Source organism: Nocardia sp. NPDC051990 (genome assembly GCF_040680755.1).
Taxonomy (GTDB): domain Bacteria; phylum Actinomycetota; class Actinomycetes; order Mycobacteriales; family Mycobacteriaceae; genus Nocardia.
This window is the reverse complement of sequence record NZ_JBFAXH010000011.1, coordinates 1-18,563: the sequence shown is the minus strand read 5'-3', so window position 1 is coordinate 18,563 and position 18,563 is coordinate 1. Positions and strand designations below refer to the sequence as shown.

Sequence of the window (18,563 nt, the reverse complement as noted above, 5' to 3'; positions counted from 1 at the left end):
TGGTCACCGATTCCGACACTGCGGGGAAGGCCCGAGGCAATGAGCCTGCACACGAATATCGCGCTGAATGCGGTGATACTCAGCGGCCGTCCCGACACGGTTCCCACCTACACCCCAACCGGGGTATGGATCGGTACCGGCCTGTTCTTGGTGATCCTGATCGCCCTGACGCTCTGGGTTGTGCTCGGCGGCCGCCGCGGTGGCCCTGGGGTGGGCCGACCTCATCGCTGGTTGCGTCGCCGACGGCGCTGACGCACCCAGTGATCGTCCAATGCCGGATGGCGGACTCGCCAGCGAGGTAGCGGTCGGCCCATTGCTTCACAGTTGGCCACGAAACTTGGAAGCGGGCGGCGACCTCGCCGATCGGCCAGCCATCATCGACGACGAGCTTGGCGACGAGCAACCGGTGCTTCAGGGTGAGCGGCGTCGGGGTGCGGCATACGGTCCCCGCAACAGTGCGCGGGCGCCGACGATGCGATCGGCGGGGCCTGCGGTTATATGCCGGTTCAGTGCTGGCGATTGGCGCGAGCGGCGAGGCCGCTGATGAATGCGGCGATCTCATCCGGGTTCTCCTCAGCCATGAAATGGCCGGCGGTGGTGGCCTCGTAGGTCATGTCGGGGGCCCATGCCTTCCAGAGGGCTGCGGCGTCGAAGCCGAGCTGTGAGCCCCAGTCTTGTGAGATGACGGCAACGGGCATGGTGAGCTGAGCACCGCGGGCACGGTCGGCTCGATCCATCTCGAGGTCGACGCTGGCGGTAGCCCGATAGTCGGCCACGATCGAATCGACGGCCGCGGCCGAACTCTCGACGTAATAGTCGCGCTCCTGCGCCGTGAAGGTCGCGCCGTCGTTGTCCCAGGCATCCAGAAAGGATGCGAAGAATTCGGGGGCGACGGCCGAGATCATCTTCTCGGGGAGGCCGACGGGTTGGGCCATCAGGTACAGGTGCCAGGCAACCTTGGCGTTCACGCCCTGGAGAACCGCCCACGTGTCGAGAGTGGGCAGAACGTCGAGAATGCCGAGGTACTCGACCGCCTCTGGGTGGTCCAAGCCGGCCCGGACAGTGACGAGAGCACCGCGGTCGTGTCCGACGAGGCCGAACCGGGTGAACCCGAGGGAACCGGTGATCTTCACGATGTCATTGGCCATGGTGCGCTTGGAGTACGTCGCCGGATCGATGCCGGATGGCTTGTCGCTGCTGCCGTATCCGCGCAGGTCCGGCACGATCACGGTGTGAGCGTCGGCAAGCTTCCGAGCGACATGGCGCCACATGTAATGGGTTTGCGGGAAACCGTGCAATAGGACGACAGCCGGGCCATCGCCGCCGACGGCGACGTTGATCCCGACTTGGTCGGCGCCTGGAATCAATCGGTACTCGAAGCCCTCGATGACAGGGGTGTTCACTGGTTCTCCTTCGCTCGGGGAGTGGGTGCTGCGGCGGCAGGGGTGTCGGGCGGCCTGAGAAGATGCCGGCAGGCAGTGGCCGGCCATGTCCTGAGGTCGTTCGCAGGGACGGCACCAGGACGGTGTCGACCAGGGCGTCAAGGTACTCATCGTCGACCAGCAGCCCGTTGACTCTGCGAATCAGCAGGGCGGCGCCCACGACTTCTTCGAACGGGAAGAGGTCGATGCCATGGGGAAGCTCACCTCGAAGCACGGCGGCGTCGATCACCTCCGGCGGCAGGCGGGCTCCGGTCGGTCCGACAGACGTCTCGATGGCCTCGCATAGCTCAGGGTCCTCGAGCCCTGCTTGCAGAAGCAGCATGGCGGTCTGGCTGTCGGCTGCTCGCATGGTGCGGTCGAGCCGACGACACAGCATCAGCAAGTCGCCGCGCAGGCTGCCCGTGTCGACAGGGTCGGCTCCGTCGCGACGAGCGGGCCCAGCCTTCAGCGTGGCGATCACCATGTCCCGCTTGGACTTCCACCGCCGGTACAAGCTCGCCTTGGAGGCGCCGGACCGACGGGCCACCTCCTCGAACGTGACGCCGTCGTAGCCACACTCCGACAGGACCGACTCGACAGCGGCAAGTATGCGCTGCTCCAAGTGCTCGTCACGCGGGCGGCCGCGAGCAGGCTGACCACCATTGAGCGAGGTTTTTAGAAACGACACGCCCCGTATCGCATATCACTCGAAACGTGGCCTCACTCGACCGCGCGCTCCTTCACCGCGTGACTGGTTTCGATCCCGAGGGTGCGGATTCCGCGCCGCCGCCCGCACGGTGTCGGTCAGTGGCCGATGGTTTGGCAGATCTTGACGGCGACCAGGACCACCGCGATGACCAGGTAGCCACGCAGGGTGAGCAGGCCGATCTTGCGCAGCGGTGAGAATTCCGGGCGCTCGAGGGTGTCCAGCGCGGGAGTGCGCCAGGCGTCGCGGTCCTGCTGCAGGATGGTCTTGCGTTCGGCGCGGGTCAGCGCGGTGGTGTCGAGTTGCTCGACCTGGTCGGGGTTGAGATCGCCGAGTTCCTTGGCGGTCTGTTCGGCTTCATGACGCCGGGCCTGATGCCGAGCGGCCAGCAGCGCGACGCCACCGGCGAGTCCAATCGCCGCACCGACGCCGAACCCGAGTTCGAGTGTGCCGGTCGACAGGTCAGGGAAGAACGTCGCCGCGGTCAGTGTGAGTGAGAGCAGCACCAGGCACCAGACGATGCTGCCTGCGATGATGCTTTGTCGGGTGGTGTTCGCCCACGGACCGAGTACCGCGCGGTCGTTGCACAACAGCACCAGGAACACCGTGGCCGAGGGCAGCAGCACACCAGCGAGAGCCTGCACGCCCTGGGTGAGCAGACCGAGCACATTGTCGGGGCTGAAGGAGATCGCGCCGGCGACGCCGAGCAGCAGTGCGTAGCCGAGATAGAAGGCGGGTGCTTCGGTGATCTTCCAGTGCAGCGAGTGCCGCTTGCCGAAGGTGTCGCCCAGAGTGTAGGTGGTCGCGAGAGCGACGGCGTTGGCCCCGATCAGCGAGGCATCCAGCAGCAGGATCGCGAACAGAGTGCCTACGGTCCGGCCTTTGGTGTCGGACAGCGTGTGGGCGACCGTGCCAGCGTCGGTGAAGTTGCCGACCGCGTCGGTTCCGGCCGGTCCGAACGCGGTGGCGGCCATGATCGCGGTCGCGCCGAGCATGACCACGACGATGCCGATACGCAAGTCGATGCGTTCGTAGCGGATCCACTGCGGGGTGATGCGCTTGTCGACGATGTTGGACTGCTGGAAAAACAGCTGCCACGGCGCGACGGTGGTGCCGACGATGGCCACGATCAACAGCAGCAGCGTCGAGTTGAAGCCGCCCGGCAGCGAGGGGAGCCAGCCCTGGGCGGCCGTGCCCACTTTCGGATACGCCAGCAACGCCAGTGGGAACATCACGATATTGATCGCGATGAGCCCGAACAGGAATCGCTCCCACCGGCGGAACGACCCACCGGCAACCACTGCGAACAGCAGCACCGCCGCCAGCGGCACCGAGATCGTCTTCGGGAGCCCGAAGTACCCCAAAGCCATAGAAACACCGATGAATTCGGTGACGATGGTGAGCGCGTTCACGACGAACAAGTCGCCGACACTGAACGCGCCCCAGAACTTGCCGAACCGCGCGAAGATCAGCCGCGCATGCCCGACCCCGGCGACCGCCCCGAGCCGGACCACCATCTCCTGGTTGACATACAACACTGGGATGAGCAGCAGCAATGTCCACCACAGCGCCATGCCGTAGTTCTGCCCGGCCTGAGCGTAGGTGGCGACACCACCGGCGTCGTTGTCGCCGACCATGACGATCAGGCCCGGACCCATCACCGCCAGCAGCATCCGCAGCCGCTGCCAACGGCTACCGCCCGCAGGGCTGTCGTGCCGGCCGATGGTCCCCAGCGCGCCGACGATGTCACCGACACGCGCCGAATCCAGTGCCGCGGGAGCGGCCGTCGCCGAAGCGGCGACCGTACCGGCGACACCGGGTGCGGTCGTGGTGATCGAGCCGTTGCGGCGGAACCCGCCGCCCGAGAAGAAGGCCATGGCCCGTCCTCCTTGTGAATTCTGTTGTGGCACGGCAGTTGTGGCGCGGTACCGCGAAGATGGTGTGACGAGCCGGAGTGCGCGCCCCGCAGTCGATGTCGAACCTGCCGGGTCGTGCCCGCGATCCGCCGGCGCCCCCGATTCGGGTTGCGTCACAGGGGTTTCGCCCTGTCGCGCAAATGGACTACTTGTGGATGGGCGCGCCCAGCGCGGCGAAAGACCGCCCGGCCGCGGGTGGCCTACGGGTTGTGTCGCCATGCGGGGTGAGGCGGTGCTCGGCCCGCATCCGGCGAGCCGATGTGCCCAGTACCGACAGCACCGTCAACGGCCGCCATCAGTAACTCCATCGCAGAAGTTAGCCGCCACAACCGTTTTCGGACACACTGAACAACCCTTGACAGCAGTCATCGACCCCCTCATACGGCACAGCTGTCGACGTCGGTTCCGGTATCAGGCAGTCAGCTGACCGCGGCAAGCGGGGAACGATAGGGTGTATCGCCCCGGACTCGGATATGGACTTTCGCCGGAACTCATCTCGCCCCTCACCTCCTTGCCGCCGAGACGCACACGCGTCACCATCATCAGTTCAGTCAGGACCGCGCACGATAGGGAAAGCCGCCACCGACCGGCGGGCCGGGCACCCCTCTCGTCAGAGCTTCGGCACTGCACGACGTATCCCTCGGCGGGGAAGCCACCTCGGATGTCCCCTTAATCCGGGGAAATCTGTCTCAGCCCTGGGCGTCTCTCGACGTCGTGGGACCAGGTGCCTATGTTCGTACAGGAGCCTCGCCTAGCGAGGTGCTGACAAACCCATACTCGGCCCGGCACCGCGGGATGTCAAATGGGTCCGGTCTGTTCCCAACCGGCATCTGACCTGCACCAATAGCGTCGTGCAGCCGGGTGGGATCGGCGAGTGCGCGGAAGGTGTCGGTGGCTGCCACCAGGCGCAGCTGGCCGCCCTGATCACTCGACTGCTGTTGCCGCGAAGGTAGCGACCACAGCCAGGACAGCGGCAGTGGTGAAACCGAGGGTCGACGTCGCGATCCATCGAGCAACCACCCTGCGAGCATTGCCGCCATCCGGAGCGAATGTCATTCGCGTGCAGACGGATTCGATGCCAGCAGCACGCTGCCTGACACAAGATGCAGCAGATCCCGGAAACCGCCCCACACCGCATTCGCCGGTATCGGGATTCGCTGGATATCCCGGAGGCCGACGCCGGCATCCACCCGGCTCGCGGCGAATTCCGCAGGGCCGATATCCAATGCCGTAACGATCATGAATCAGCCACCACCACAACGCCTTTCGTCCTGGTTATGCGAAGCGGCCAGCAGACGGGCTGGCTCCTCATGGGGCCGCCGAGGTTGGGCGACCGTGGCGTCCGTGCACCTACCGGAACAGTGTCGGCCATCGATGTTCACCGCTTCGGCGAAGTACACATTCTGTGCCGATGAACGCAGATGCACTGCCCTCCAACGTAAAACGGGGAAGCATCGGCCGAAAATGCTCGATCCGCGCTGAAGCCCGTGCTGGTGGCATCACCAACGGATGCCGGTATCACGGTGCGCCGCTATGGTGGGTTGGTGTCGTTGGTACATGCTGGGCCCGAACGCTATCGAGCGGTTGCACGAGCGTCGGGAGCTGATGAAATTCACGGTCGTCGGTGCGATCACCTGGCTTGTCGACACCGGAGTGGTGTACGCGTTCACGTTGACCGCGCGGGCGTCCGGCGTGTTGATCGCGACGATCGTCTCCGACATCCTGAATCGAGAATGGTCGTTCAACACCTGAGGTGGCAGGCAACCTCATCTGCGGCGAAGTTGGAGGTTCTGTGATGGCCGGTGAGGGCCTGCGGATCGGTTTCGCGGTTCCGCAGCTGGGGCCGCAGGCACATCAGGGCCGACGGATCGCGTGGTTCGCGGGTGAGTTGGAGGCAGCCGGTGCGGATAGTCTCTGGGTGGGCGATCGCGTGCTGGCCGCAACGAATCCCACTGTCGGATACGGCGGCACGGATCGTATTCCGGCCGAATTCCATTCGGTACTTGATCCGTTCGTGACGCTCGGGGTGGCCGCGGCTGCGACCGAGCGGGTGCGGCTGGGGACCAATGTGCTGATCGCGCCGCTGTATCGACCAGCCCTGCTCGCACGGTCGCTGACCAGCATCGATGTGATCAGCGGCGGCCGGTTGATCGCCGGATTCGGTATCGGGTGGTCGCCGGAGGAGTATGCGGCGGCTGAGGTGCCTTTCGCCCGGCGCGGGGCGCGCCTGGACGAGACACTCGATGCGCTGCACGCCATCTGGAGTTCGGATCCGGCCTCCTATCAGGGGCGCTACGTCTCGGTGCCGGAGCATCGACGAGAGCTGGGCCCGGTGCAGAAACCACATCCGCCGATCCACCTCGCAGCGTTCACACCCGCGGGGTTGGCGCGGGTCGGCCGCCGCGCGGACGGCTGGCTGCCGGCATGGCAGGTGCCGGGACCTGCCGGGCAAGGTGGGGCGCTGAGACGCGGGCGTGCCGCGGTCGACACGGCCGCACGGGCCGCCGGGCGCGATCCCGCTGCTGTCGAGACGATCGTACGGGTCAATGCGGCGCGCGGAACCGGGCCCGGTGATCTCGTCGTAGCGATAGAGGCAGCGGCCGCCGAGACCGGGTTTCGAGAGTTCTTCGTCGATCTGATGTACGTTGCCGACACCGTCGAACAGGCTGCCGATACGGCGTTGCGCATTCTCGGCGAGGTGCGCTGAACAGCAAGCTGGGACAAGTGTCACCGTCGACAGTCGTGACGGCCGGATTCACACCCGTCGGCCCGGGTGCTGGCCTACCTCCAGACAAGCACGCCGCGAGCAATGGCGATAACGCTCCGCCGACTGGCCTCCGGCCGGATTCGACACGGTCGGCTCCGCTGCTGTAGACCTTTCCCGCAACAGGATCGCCCCGACGCTTCGCCACGCGCTGTGCAGCACACATCGGACCAGGTGACCGGGGTCACGGCACGTCCGATGGCCCCTACCTGATCGACAGGGGTGCCGCGGACGGTGGATACGATGTCCGGGTGCGACCAACGACGGATTCGACGACACGACTGCGTGGCGCATCCGTCGGTGCGGCAGCGGGTGCGGTGAGTATCGCCGCGCATGCCGCCGGTGGCGGTGCGGTGGCGCCGGGATCGTCGGCAGTCATGTTGCTCGTGGCCGCGTGCACGGTGATCGGGATCGTCACCGCCCATGCCCGCACCGGTCTGGTCCGGCTGATGATATTGCTGGCTGCCGGGCAGATCATCGGACATGCGGCGTTATCGCTGTCGCCGCACTGCCACAATGCGGTACTCACCGGGCCGATGCTGTTGGCACATGTGGTCGCCGTCGTGGTCGGCGCCTTCCTCATCCGCGGCGCGGAAACAACTCTGCGACGGGCGATTTCGCGGGTGTGGCGCGCGGTCACCGCGGTCGGCGCGCATCTCGGCGCTACCGGTCCGCTGATCGGCACTGGCCGCAACCACACAGTGGCAGCGCCACGGCGACTCGTCCTGGCATCGGGCACCGGCCGACGCGGGCCACCGGCGCGCGCGAATGTCCTAATTTTCCCCCACCCCGTCCAGGTGTAACGACCCGGCGTGGATTCGCATGCGGCAGTGACCGACTCGATTCGGTGATCCATCGCGATGTGCGCATGGTCGGTGCCGCGTCGCCAGATCGACGGACTCCTGATCGCCGCACACACCAGTCACGGTGTCAGGCCCGGACCAGGGTGGATCTACTTCGAATAGTCATGGAGTTCACTCATGTTCACTCACTCTCGTCACGCCGACGCCGATCGGCATCGCCGGGTCACCGAGCCGGATTCCCGATCACAGTGCCCCGATGTGCCGTTCACCCGTATCGGTGCCGATCCTGCGATGTCCGCCCGGTCACGAACCGAGCCAAGGGATATCCGCACCCGGCACGCGTCACGGGGCCGTTATCGATCGTCGCGCGTGATCGCTCTGACTGCCGCCGCCGCGATCTCGATGACTGCTGCCGCATGCTCGTCCAGCACCGATTCCGCTGCCGCCGAAGCCGATTCGGTGACGGTCGGCAATCAGTGGATCAAGGCGGCCGACGCCGGGATGTCGGCCGCTTTCGCCGATTTCACCAATCGCAGCGATCACGAGATCCGCATTGTCGAAGCCACCAGTCCAGCCTCGGCACGCATGGAGATCCACGAGGTCATCGAGGCAAACGGCAGTAGAGTGATGCGCCCTAAAGCAGGCGGCCTGGTGATCCCGGCACACGGTAGCGCCGCGCTGAAACCCGGCGGCGATCACCTGATGTTCATCGACCTGAAGGCGCCGCTGCGCACGGGAACGCAGACGCCGATCACTGTGAAGTTCGCCGACGGTACCAGCACCACGTTCACCGGCCAGGTCCGCGATTTCGCCGGCAACCAGGAGAACTACGCACCGACGGGGGACGGTTCTACCCCCGCACACGGTGGCTGAGCGGCGCCTGTCACGACGGCGGTTGCTGGGCGGCGGCGCTGCGGCGGCCGGGGTGGCCGGACTCACACTGGGTGCCGAGCGCTGGGCAAGCGGGGGCGGCACCGCCGATCCGGGGACAGCCTGCGAACCGTTCTACGGACCACATCAGGCCGGAATCGCCACGACACCGCAACGACATGCGGCGTTCATCGGTCTCGACCTGAAGCCGGGCACCGGACGCGAGGACATCGCCGGGCTGCTGCGAATCTGGTCCGAGGACGCGGCCCGGCTCACGCAGGGCGAGCCGCCGCTGGCCGATACCGAACCCGAGCTCGCCACCCGCGCGGCCCGGCTGACGGTGACGATCGGATTCGGGCCGCGGCTGTTCACGGTAGCCGGGCTGGAGCGTGCGCGGCCACCGTGGCTGGCTCAACTGCCTGCTTTCGCCATCGATCGCCTCGATTCCGCGTTCTGTGAGGGAGACCTGCTACTGCAGGTGTGCGCGGACGAGGCGACGACGGTGGCGCATGCGGTGCGGGCGCTGACCAGAAGTGTGGGCTCGCTGGTGACGGTGCACTGGACCCAGCGCGGATTCCGCAACGCTGCTGCTGGGCAGACGATGCGCAATCTGATGGGACAGCTCGACGGCTCGGTGAACATCGATCCCGCTACGCGCGACTTCGATCAGCTGGTATGGGATGACGGTGCGGCGCTGCCGTGGCTGGCCGGAGGGACGTCGATAGTGCTGCGACGGATCGCGATGAATCTCGACACCTGGGACGAACTCGATCCCGAGGGCCGGGAGCTCAGTGTCGGGCGCCGCATCGCGACCGGCGCGCCACTGACCGGGACCCGCGAATCCGATGATCCGGACTTCGCGGCGGTCGACGCCAATGGCATCACCGTCATTCCACCCTCGGCGCATATCGCGCGGGCCCACCGCACCTCCGATTCCGAGCAGTTTCTGCGGCGTGGTTACAACTACGACGACGCGCCTGCCCCGGGTGCCACCTCGAATTCGGGCCTGCTGTTCGCGGCATATCAGCGCAATATCGCGACGCAATATCTGCCGGTGCAGCGCCGCCTGGCCGAATTCGATGCCCTCAATGCCTGGACCACACCCGTCGGATCGGCGGTGTTTGTGATTCCTCCTGGCGTGCCGGCACCCGGGGGATACATCGGGCAGAGTCTGTTCGAGAGCTGAGGCTGACCATGCCGCAGTGGCGATCACCTCCACATGGTCGGCAGTGCCGTATTCCGGCGGTGGCCGGAGTACGGCGCTACCGGGAACGGAATCGGCCTCGACCCGGATGCGGCGTTATACCTTGCCTTCTCGGCACACTGATATCGAAAGTCAGTGCCAGAGTACGGCGACGAAGACATTGGCGATCGCCAATAATCCGGCAGCATCGGCCATCCACGCAATCGTCTTGCCGCGCTTGGCATCGGCGTGCGCAACCTCGGCCAGACCGGCGACTGCCACCGCGATCACCAGTTTGACCACGATCTTGGCCATATCGAGATTCTTGTCCAGCGAGCCGATGCCGTCGGCCATGCCGACCAAGATCAATCCGGTGACGATCTGCGTGCGTGCACCCCAGACCATCACTTCCGACACCTTCGGCCGACCGGCCGCGTAACCGCCGATCACCGCAGCCAGACCGAGCAGGTGGGCGATGACCACCAGGTTATAGACGACTGTCATGCCCCACAGCGTAGTTGATCCTCGGAGCATCAACGACAATCTGTAGTAGAAGCCCTGCCCCGACTGAGTGAGTGAGTGTCCGAGAACTTCGGTCATGTTTCGAGGACGGCCATGGCGGCGTTGTGCCCGGGAATGCCACTGACTCCGCCGCCCCGAATCGCACCCGCACCGCACAGGAAGACATTCGGCACGTCCGTGGCCACGCCCCAGCGAGCCGCGGGCGTATCGGCGTGGTCGTGACGATACGGAAAGGCCAGGTCTCGGTGGAAGATATGACCGCCGGGAAGAGCCACCTCACGTTCCAGATCCACCGGCGACTTGGCTTCGATGCAGGGGGCACCGTTCGCGTCGACGGCGAGGCAATCGAGCAGTGGTTCAGCGAGTACCGCATCCAGTTGGTCGAGTGCGGCTTTCACGGCTGTCGCCTTCGCCCCTTCCGGATCTGACTCGAAAAGTCTTGCCGGAGTGTGTAATCCGAACAATGTGAGGGTGTGCAAGTCGGAACCTGGTGCGAGGATCGAGGGATCGGTCAGGGTATGGCAGTAGATCTCCGATGGTGGAGCCGATGGTATCCGTCCACGCGATGCCTCGCGGTAGGCCTGCTCCAATTGCGAATACGATTCGGCGATATGAAGTGTCCCGGCGAATGCCTCATGCGGATCTGTCGCAGCGTCGCGCAGCCGGGGTAACCGCCGCAGCACCATATTCACTTTCAGTTGAGAGCCTTCGGGTTTCGGCTCCCCCGATATACCGAGCAACTGGGTGAGCTCATACGGTGCCGCATTGACGAGCACATGTCGCGCGCCGATCACGCCGTCCCGATGGCGCACTTGCGCTGTGACATCGTCGGATTCGATCTCGGTCACCGCACAATCGGTGATCAGCTCCGCACCGGCGGCGCGGGCCGCGTCGGCGAGTGCGTCGGTGAGCGCGCCCATACCGCCGATCGGCACATCCCAGTCGCCGGTGCCGCCACCGATCACGTGGTAGAGAAAACACCGGTTCTGCCGCAGTTCCGGATCGTGCGCATGGGTGAAGGTACCGATGAGTGCATCGGTGAGCACGACTCCGCGCACGGTATCGTCGGCAAAGGTCGACTCGACCGTCTCCCCCAGCGGCCGCTCGAACAGCGCCGCCCACGTGGCTCGATCATCGACAACCCGCTCGAGCGCGGACCGCGTCGGCAATGGTTGCGTCAGCGTTGGAAACACCCGCCGTGCGAGCCGCCCGGTCGCGCCGTAGAACTCCTGCCAGGCCCGGAAGTCCCGATCCGATCCGGTGAGCCGCACGAAGCTCTCCCTGGTCCGGGCCTCGGAACCGGTATCGAGCAGCAGCCCGCCGTCCCCGACCGGCGTGTACGACGAGATCCGCCGACGCCGCGTCGCGAACCGCAACCCGAGCTCGTCGACGATCTGCCGCGGCAGCAGACTCACCAGATACGAATACCGCGACAATCGCGCATCGACGCCCGGAAAAACCCGCGCCGAAACGGCGGCCCCACCGATATGCTCCCGCCGCTCCAACACCAGCACCGAACGTCCGGCTCGCGCCAGGTATGCGGCGGCGACCAGCCCATTGTGACCACCACCGACCACCACCACGTCGTAGAAGGAGCGCATCGGTCGCATCCGTCCTGCCTACCACGGATTTCGCGATTCGCGCCCGGAATGCGCGATTGCCGAGAGATTACGGCCCGGTTTCCATATTTCCCTGCGATTGACCAGCGCTCACTTCACACTGAGCTTCTGGCAAACGCAGTATGAGGGCGGCGTTTTCACCCGGGAGCGATCATGACCGAAGCGACCACACCATCCGACGACGAACGGCGCCTTGCCGAACTCGGCTACAAACAGGAATTGGCCAGATCCTGGTCCGGATTCTCCAATTTCGCCATCAGCTTCACCATCGTCTCCATCCTGACCGGCGGATTGGCCAGTTATGGCATCGGTCTGGCCAACGGCGGCCCGATCACCATGGCGTGGGGCTGGCCGCTGGTCTCGGTCATGGTGTTGTTCGTCGGCCTGGCAATGGCCGAATTGGCCTCGGCCTACCCGACTTCCGGCGGTCTGTACTGGTGGGCGTCCGAATTGGGCGGGCCGGTCTGGGGCTGGTTCACCGGGTGGTTCAACCTGATCGGGCAGATCGCGGTGACCGCCGCCATCGACTATGGCGCTGCCATCTTCACCACCGCGGTGCTCAATGTGATCGGCATCGATATCGGAACCGACCGCACCGCAATCTTTTTGGTCTTCACCGTGATCCTGGTCCTGCACGCCGTCCTCAATGCGATCGGCCCGCATCTGTCCGCGGTCATCAACAATATCTCGGCCTGGTGGCATGTTGGCGGGGTGACGATCTTCGTCGTCGTGCTCGGCTTCGGCGCGAGCCACCACCAGAGCGTCGGCTTCGTCTTCACCGAAACCGTCGACAACAGCGCGGTGGGCTTCGGTGGGGTGGCGTTCAGCTTCCTGCTCGGATTGCTGCACGCGCAGTACACGTTCACCGGCTATGACGCGTCGGCGCATATGTCGGAGGAGACCCACGATGCCGCGCGCACGGCGGCCAAGGGCATCATCAATACCATCATCGTCTCGGCCGTTGCCGGATATCTACTCATCATGGCGGTGACCTTCGCCATTCCGAATCTCGACGATGCGCTGGATCCGAACAAGAACAGTGGCTATCCGGTGATCTACATCCTGCAGAATTCGCTGAATTCGTTCTGGTCCGGTCTGCTACTGGTCATCGCCGCGATCGCGCAGCTGTTCTGCGGCTACGCCTCGGTCACCTCGGCCTCGCGCATGCTGTTCGCCTTCGCCCGTGACGGCGCGGTGCCGGGATCGGCCTACTGGTCCCGACTTTCGGCCCGCAAGGTACCGGTGCACGCAGTGCTGTTCATCTCGTTCTTCTCGTTCGTCCTGCTGATCCCGTCGATGCTGGTGCCTGCGGAGAACGCGCCGACCGCCTATGCGGCCGCCACATCCGTCGCCACCATCGGCCTCTACATCGCCTATGGCATCCCGATCCTGTTGCGCCAGTTGCACGGCAGCCGATTCGACACCGGCCCATGGCAACTCGGCTCCTGGTATCGACCGGTGGGCATTATCGCGTTGATCTGGATCGTGTTGATCAGCCTGCTGTTCATCCTGCCGACCGATGATCGCGGCTACCCGTGGAACAACGAATTCACCTGGAACACCGTCAATTACGCGCCGATCACCTTGGTCGGCGTGGTAGGTGCGATCGGCATCTGGTGGCTGGTCTCGGCCAAGAGTTGGTTCACCGGCCCCAAGCGCACCGTCGAGGACGCTTCGCCCGCCGACGAACCCGAGGCCCCGGCCAACGCTTGACCCAAGAGTGCCAACAGTTCCCGGCGAATAGCCGCAAACGCCTCCGTAGCGCTATGAGAATTACGACCGTGCGCGCAAGGTGCTCGACGCAGAATGATCGCCCAGGGTGGCACATGGTCACGAAACCATGTGCCATCCAAGGCATCAATCCTCTTGGGACAGAAACTGTTTCGCGTAGTCGTACCCTTCGGTGCCTTCGGCCGTCACCTTGGCGTAGACCAGGTGAACGACACCGGTTCTGAAGGTATCGGACGAAAGCAGTTGCAGCGCAAGCACGGAGTCGGTCTCCTCGAACAGTCGCATGCCCTTGCGCACTGCGATCGGGTGCACAAGCAGGTGCAGTTCGTCCAGGAGCCCGACCTCGAGCAGCCGCCGGACAACGGATACCGATCCGCTCATGCCGATGGGTGCCTCGCCGGGCTCGTTCTTCAGCGCCGTGACCGCTTCCACCAGATCACCTTTCAGCACTTCGGAATTGCGCCAGGTGAAGGTGAGATCCTGATGCGAGACCACGATCTTGCGCGCGTCGCCGAGCTTTTTGGCCATCTCGGCGTCCATATCCCCCGCGAGCTCGCGCTCCGGCCAGGCGCCGGCGAAACTCTCGTAGGTCTTGCGACCCAGCAGCAGCGTATCGGCCGCGCCGAGCTGACGGTCCACGGCCGTGCCCATCTCCTCGTTGAAGTACGGGAAGTGCCAATCCTGAGGATTCTCGACGACGCCGTCGAGTGCGATGAACAGTCCCGCAGTGATTTTCCGCATCAGTATCTCCTTGGTAGGTGGTTGATGCCACGTCACCAGATCAGACGGACTGGAGCCGAAATGATCATTGCTCGCGTGCTCGCCTATTCGGACGATCGGCAATGCAGCGCGAGTTGGAGTTCGAGCAGCAGGCGATCGGCGGGATCGGTGAGGTCCATCCCGAGAATTTCCTCGACCCGCCGGATCCGGTAGCGAAGGGTATTCGGATGCACCTGCAGCACCGTCGCGGCATTGCGCACATCGCCGTGTTCACGCAGATAGGTCTGCACACTCTCGCACAGATTCGCGGAGTGCTTGCGGTCGTAGTCCAGCAGCTTGCGCAACCGCGGATCACGCAATTGCGGCCGCGTCCCGACGAGATCGAGGATTTCACCGAGTAGCACCGCGGTACGCGATTCGGCCAGCGTGGTCACTCGGCCGCGCGGATAGGTCGCGGCCGTACTGTCGAGAACCCGGTCTACCTCGGCGCGCGCGCCCGCGACATGGGCCAGATCCGGAATGGGACAGGCGATGGCGGCGCGCAGTGCGAGTTCGGCTTCGAGTTGTTCGACCAGCTGATGGGTCCACGCGGTCACCGCATGTGCGGATCGGTACTGCGGCAGCAGAACATACACCCGGTCGCCGAGGATGGTGGTCACCGAATCACCGCGAAATGAACTGGCGCGCAGGCGAAGCATATTGCCCAGGGCGGCACGCGACTTCGCATCGGGAGCGACCGCGAAACCGATCACCGCGGCCGGACCGGTCAGCGGCAGATTCAACGCGCTCGCCACCGCGGGCACATCGGCGGTGCCGCCACCGGTTCCGAACAGTCGTTGAATCAGGAGTGCCTCGGTGGAGGGCGCGTCCAGACTGCGCGAGATCAGCCGGGCGGCAATGGCGGACGCACCGCGCAGGATCTCCGCGGCTTCCGGTTTGAACGGCCGGTCGCCCTGCTGCAGCCAGATCGACCCGAGCACCCGCGGCGCACTTCCCTCGGCATGGTCCCGAATGCTCACCACCAGGCGACGCTTGATATCCAGCTCTTCGTGGGCCGGTATATCGATGACGTCGTCGGTGCGACGCAGCCGATCGAAGACGCCCCACTCGCGCAACACCCGTAGATAGTCGCGCGGCCCCTCCCGGCCGAGGATCGACAGCACCCGCAGTTGGTCGGCTGCCTGATCGGACGCCGAATACGCGAGCACATGCGATTGCGGGTCCTCGATGGACACCATTCCGCCCGCGTTCTGGGCGACCATCCGCGCCAATCCGAATAGGTCCAAGTCCAGGTCCACGGCCACCAACTCACCCTCGCTAGCCACGACCACTGCCCACTTTCATACGACTCGCCAATCCGGTCATCCCATCTTTGTCCGCCTGTCCGATTCTGCGCGCTGTTTTGCGGTGTTGACTTCGGCTCACCGTCATATACCAGTAAGGAGGACTCATGGATGCCATCGTGTCCACGCCACGCCCGGCCAACGAGCCGGTCGGCACCTTCGCACCGGGGAGCGCCGAACGCGCGCGACTGCGGGCGAAACTGACCGAACTGGCCGCTACGCCGACCGAGGTCCACCATGTCATCGGCGGTGCGCACCGGCGCACCTCGGGTAAGAGCATCGACATCGTGCAGCCGCACAATCATGCCGCCGTACTCGGCACCCTGACCACCGCCGAGGCCGGCGATGTCGAGGACGCGATCGCCGCCGCCTCCGCCGCCGCACCCGGCTGGCGGGCGCTGTCCTTCGAGGATCGCGCGGCGATCTTCCTGCGGGCCGCGGATCTGCTGTCCGGTCCGTGGCGTGAAACCATTGCCGCCGCAACCATGTTGGGGCAGTCCAAGACCGCGTATCAGGCCGAGATCGATGCACCGTGCGAACTGATCGATTTCTGGCGCTTCAACGTGCATTTCGCCCGGCAGATCCTGGCCGACCAGCCGATCTCGACCCCGGGTGTCTGGAACAAGGTCGAGTACCGCCCGCTCGAGGGCTTCGTCTATGCGATCACCCCGTTCAACTTCACCGCGATCGCGGGCAATCTGCCGACCGCGCCCGCCCTGATGGGCAATACCGTCCTGTGGAAACCGTCGCCGACCCAGGCGGTGGCCGCATATTGGACGATGAAACTGCTGGAGGCCGCGGGGCTGCCGCCCGGTGTCATCAATATGGTGCACGGCGCGGGCCCGAAGATCTCCGATGTCGCGCTGACCGATCGGCGGCTGGCCGGCATCCACTTCACCGGTTCGACCGCGACCTTCCAGCATTTATGGCGTTCGGTCGCGATGAATATCGCGGACTACAACACCTATCCGCGCCTGGTCGGCGAGACCGGCGGCAAGGATTTCGTGCTCGCGCACAGCTCCGCTGATCCGGATGTGCTGACCACCGCGCTGATCCGCGGCGCCTTCGATTACCAGGGTCAGAAGTGCTCGGCCGCCTCGCGTGCCTTCATCCCGAAGTCGGTGTGGGCCAAGATGGGTCGCGACCTCATCGATAAGGTCGGCTCGCTGAGCTACGGCGATGTCACCGACTTCACGCATTTCGGTGGCGCGGTCATCGATCAGCGCGCCTTCGATCGCAATGCCGATGCCATCGCCCGCGCCAAGGCCACCTCGGGACTGACCATCGCGGTCGGCGGACGTGCCGACAACACCGTCGGATATTTCGTGGACCCGACCATCCTGCTCGGCGACGACCCCACCGACGAGGCGTTCAGCACCGAATACTTCGGCCCGATTCTCGCGGTCCACGTCTACGACGATTCGGTGGCCGGATCCTTCGAGGCGACCCTCGAACTGGTCGACAGCGGTTCGGCCTACGGCCTGACCGGTGCGATCATCGCCGACGACCGCACTGCTGTGGCCCAGGCAACTGAAAGTCTGCGGTTCGCCGCAGGCAACTTCTATATCAACGACAAACCCACCGGCGCGGTCGTCGGTCAGCAGCCCTTCGGCGGATCCCGCGCGTCGGGCACCAATGACAAGGCCGGCTCACCACAGAATCTGTTGCGCTGGACCTCCGCCCGAACCATCAAGGAGACCTTCGTCCCGCCGACCGAGCACACCTATCCGCACCAGGCGCCTGAGGAGATCTGATGACCATTTCCGGTCTGCTTCGCCCCGCCATGCTGGCCGCCTCGCGCTCACCGCGCATGGAGCGCACCATCACTCGCATGTCGACCACAAAGAAGCTGGTGGACCGTTTCGTCGCCGGTGAGTCCGAGCCGAATGCGGTTGCGGCCGTGGCGAATCTGCTGAGTTCGGGTCGGTATGTCACCGTCGACTACCTCGGTGAGGACACCACCGATATCGAGCAGGCACGCAATACAGTGGCGCACTATCTGTCATTGCTGTCGTTGCTCACGGTCTCGCGCCAGTCCGGAACCGTTGGGCCGCTGGAGGTTTCGCTCAAACTCTCGGCACTCGGCCAATCCCTGCCCGCGGACGGCCATGCGATCGCTCGCGAGCACGCGCACCAGATCTGCTCCGCCGCAGCGGATGCGGGTGTGCTGGTCACCATCGATGCCGAGGATCACACCACCACCGATTCCACGTTGTCGATCGTGCAGGACTTGCGCACCGACTTCCCGTCGCTCGGTACCGTCCTGCAGGCCTACCTGCGGCGCACCGAGGCCGACTGCCGGGACTTTTCCGGACCGGGCTCGCGAATTCGCCTGTGCAAGGGCGCATATCGCGAATCCGCGTCGGTGGCGTATCAGAGCCGGGCCGAGGTCGACCAGTCCTATCTGGACTGTCTGCGGGTGCTGATGAGCGGTGCCGGCTATCCGATGGTCGCCACCCACGATCCGGCACTCATCGAGGCCGCTGGGGAATTCGCCCGAGCAGCCCGGCGCTCCCGCGACGATTTCGAATTCCAGATGCTCTATGGCATCCGCGACGCCGAACAGCGCCGACTCGTCCACGAAGACCGCCACGTTCGGGTCTATGTGCCCTATGGCGATCAGTGGTACGGCTACTTCATGCGCCGACTCGCCGAACGCCCGGCCAATGTCGCGTTCTTCCTGCGCTCGCTGCGACCGGGCAGCCAGCGCTGATCCCCGGCTCGGCGGCCTGGTCTGTCCAGTCGGACAAGGCCGCCGAAGTTTATTTATCCAACTGGCCCTTCACAGCCCGTTTGTGGTCCGATTAGCTGAGTGCTACCCAGAAGGTGATCTGCGTTACTGCACTGCCGGGTAACGCAGGGGACGAAAGGACTCTCAATGATCGTGTCAAGCCGCAGCGGCCGCCGGGGCCGGGGTCTCGACGCTGAATTCGCGGCCGTCGCGCAGCAGTGCCCACAGGACATC

At 65.2% G+C, this 18,563-nt stretch carries 15 protein-coding genes, 3 pseudogenes and 1 riboswitch; of the genes and pseudogenes, 9 read left to right on the top strand and 9 right to left on the bottom strand.

Translation table 11 applies throughout. The annotated features are described in order from the left end of the window. Positions 1 to 39 precede the first annotated feature (39 nt). Entirely contained in the window at positions 40 to 252 is a 213-nt protein-coding gene (locus tag AB0L63_RS20435; protein WP_364503462.1) for a hypothetical protein, read from the top strand. A gap of 31 nt (positions 253 to 283) precedes the next feature. Here AB0L63_RS20435 and AB0L63_RS20430 read toward each other — a convergent pair. The 5 genes and pseudogenes from AB0L63_RS20430 to AB0L63_RS20410 all read right to left on the bottom strand — a co-directional run. Further along, positions 284 to 415 (bottom strand): annotated as a pseudogene (locus tag AB0L63_RS20430) (helix-turn-helix domain-containing protein); the annotation flags it as partial. Between the two features lie 91 nt (positions 416 to 506). After that, on the bottom strand, positions 507 to 1,388 hold the full coding sequence (locus tag AB0L63_RS20425; protein WP_364503438.1) for an alpha/beta hydrolase: 882 nt from the start codon (positions 1,386 to 1,388) through the stop codon (positions 507 to 509). A 145-nt stretch (positions 1,389 to 1,533) separates the two neighbouring features. Then, positions 1,534 to 2,109 (bottom strand): annotated as a pseudogene (locus AB0L63_RS20420) (TetR/AcrR family transcriptional regulator); the annotation flags it as partial. A gap of 116 nt (positions 2,110 to 2,225) precedes the next feature. Further along, positions 2,226 to 3,896: an NRAMP family divalent metal transporter gene (locus tag AB0L63_RS20415; RefSeq protein ID WP_364503435.1), complete on the bottom strand. Its 1,671-nt coding sequence runs from the start codon at positions 3,894 to 3,896 to the stop codon at positions 2,226 to 2,228. 742 nt (positions 3,897 to 4,638) lie between these two features. Further along, positions 4,639 to 4,809, bottom strand: a riboswitch (M-box (ykoK) riboswitch). 286 nt (positions 4,810 to 5,095) lie between these two features. Next, a complete protein-coding gene (locus AB0L63_RS20410) occupies positions 5,096 to 5,284 on the bottom strand; it encodes a hypothetical protein (RefSeq protein WP_364502970.1) in 189 nt (62 codons plus the stop codon). Positions 5,285 to 5,600: 316 nt separating this feature from the next. Between AB0L63_RS20410 and AB0L63_RS20405 the strand changes: the two genes are divergently transcribed. From AB0L63_RS20405 to AB0L63_RS20385, 5 genes are all read left to right on the top strand, one after another. Next, on the top strand, positions 5,601 to 5,795 hold the full coding sequence (locus AB0L63_RS20405; protein WP_364502967.1) for a hypothetical protein: 195 nt from the start codon (positions 5,601 to 5,603) through the stop codon (positions 5,793 to 5,795). Positions 5,796 to 5,838: 43 nt separating this feature from the next. Further along, positions 5,839 to 6,750, top strand: a complete 912-nt coding sequence (locus AB0L63_RS20400) for a TIGR03619 family F420-dependent LLM class oxidoreductase (protein ID WP_364502964.1) — start codon at positions 5,839 to 5,841, stop codon at positions 6,748 to 6,750. A gap of 308 nt (positions 6,751 to 7,058) precedes the next feature. After that, positions 7,059 to 7,610, top strand: coding sequence for a hypothetical protein (locus AB0L63_RS20395; RefSeq protein ID WP_364502961.1), 552 nt, complete (start codon positions 7,059 to 7,061; stop codon positions 7,608 to 7,610). Between the two features lie 369 nt (positions 7,611 to 7,979). Beyond that, complete coding sequence (locus AB0L63_RS20390; RefSeq protein WP_364502959.1) at positions 7,980 to 8,483, top strand: copper chaperone PCu(A)C; 504 nt, start codon at positions 7,980 to 7,982, stop codon at positions 8,481 to 8,483. Continuing rightward, positions 8,476 to 9,666: a Dyp-type peroxidase gene (locus tag AB0L63_RS20385; RefSeq protein WP_364502957.1), complete on the top strand. Its 1,191-nt coding sequence runs from the start codon at positions 8,476 to 8,478 to the stop codon at positions 9,664 to 9,666. Before AB0L63_RS20390 ends, AB0L63_RS20385 begins: the two co-directional genes overlap by 8 nt. A 150-nt stretch (positions 9,667 to 9,816) precedes the next feature. Here the strand turns inward: AB0L63_RS20385 and AB0L63_RS20380 are convergent, their stop codons facing one another. Next, positions 9,817 to 10,167, bottom strand: coding sequence for a hypothetical protein (locus AB0L63_RS20380; protein WP_364502954.1), 351 nt, complete (start codon positions 10,165 to 10,167; stop codon positions 9,817 to 9,819). A 92-nt stretch (positions 10,168 to 10,259) separates the two neighbouring features. Next, positions 10,260 to 11,795, bottom strand: coding sequence for an NAD(P)/FAD-dependent oxidoreductase (locus tag AB0L63_RS20375; RefSeq protein ID WP_364502951.1), 1,536 nt, complete (start codon positions 11,793 to 11,795; stop codon positions 10,260 to 10,262). A gap of 162 nt (positions 11,796 to 11,957) precedes the next feature. Here AB0L63_RS20375 and AB0L63_RS20370 point away from each other — a divergent pair, with 162 nt between their 5' ends. Further along, complete coding sequence (locus AB0L63_RS20370; RefSeq protein WP_364502948.1) at positions 11,958 to 13,517, top strand: amino acid permease; 1,560 nt, start codon at positions 11,958 to 11,960, stop codon at positions 13,515 to 13,517. 144 nt (positions 13,518 to 13,661) lie between these two features. Here the strand turns inward: AB0L63_RS20370 and AB0L63_RS20365 are convergent, their stop codons facing one another. Then, positions 13,662 to 14,276 carry a dihydrofolate reductase family protein gene (locus tag AB0L63_RS20365; protein ID WP_364502945.1) on the bottom strand — a complete coding sequence of 205 codons (615 nt, stop codon included), beginning with the start codon at positions 14,274 to 14,276 and terminating at the stop codon, positions 13,662 to 13,664. Positions 14,277 to 14,359: 83 nt separating this feature from the next. Continuing rightward, a pseudogene (locus AB0L63_RS20360) lies at positions 14,360 to 15,574 on the bottom strand (helix-turn-helix domain-containing protein); the annotation flags it as partial. A 131-nt stretch (positions 15,575 to 15,705) separates the two neighbouring features. On the opposite strand from AB0L63_RS20360, the gene pruA reads away from it, so the two are divergent. Continuing rightward, positions 15,706 to 17,352, top strand: coding sequence for an L-glutamate gamma-semialdehyde dehydrogenase (pruA, locus tag AB0L63_RS20355; RefSeq protein WP_364502943.1), 1,647 nt, complete (start codon positions 15,706 to 15,708; stop codon positions 17,350 to 17,352). Then, on the top strand, positions 17,352 to 18,311 hold the full coding sequence (locus tag AB0L63_RS20350; RefSeq protein WP_364502940.1) for a proline dehydrogenase family protein: 960 nt from the start codon (positions 17,352 to 17,354) through the stop codon (positions 18,309 to 18,311). Before pruA ends, AB0L63_RS20350 begins: the two co-directional genes overlap by 1 nt. Positions 18,312 to 18,563 lie beyond the last annotated feature (252 nt).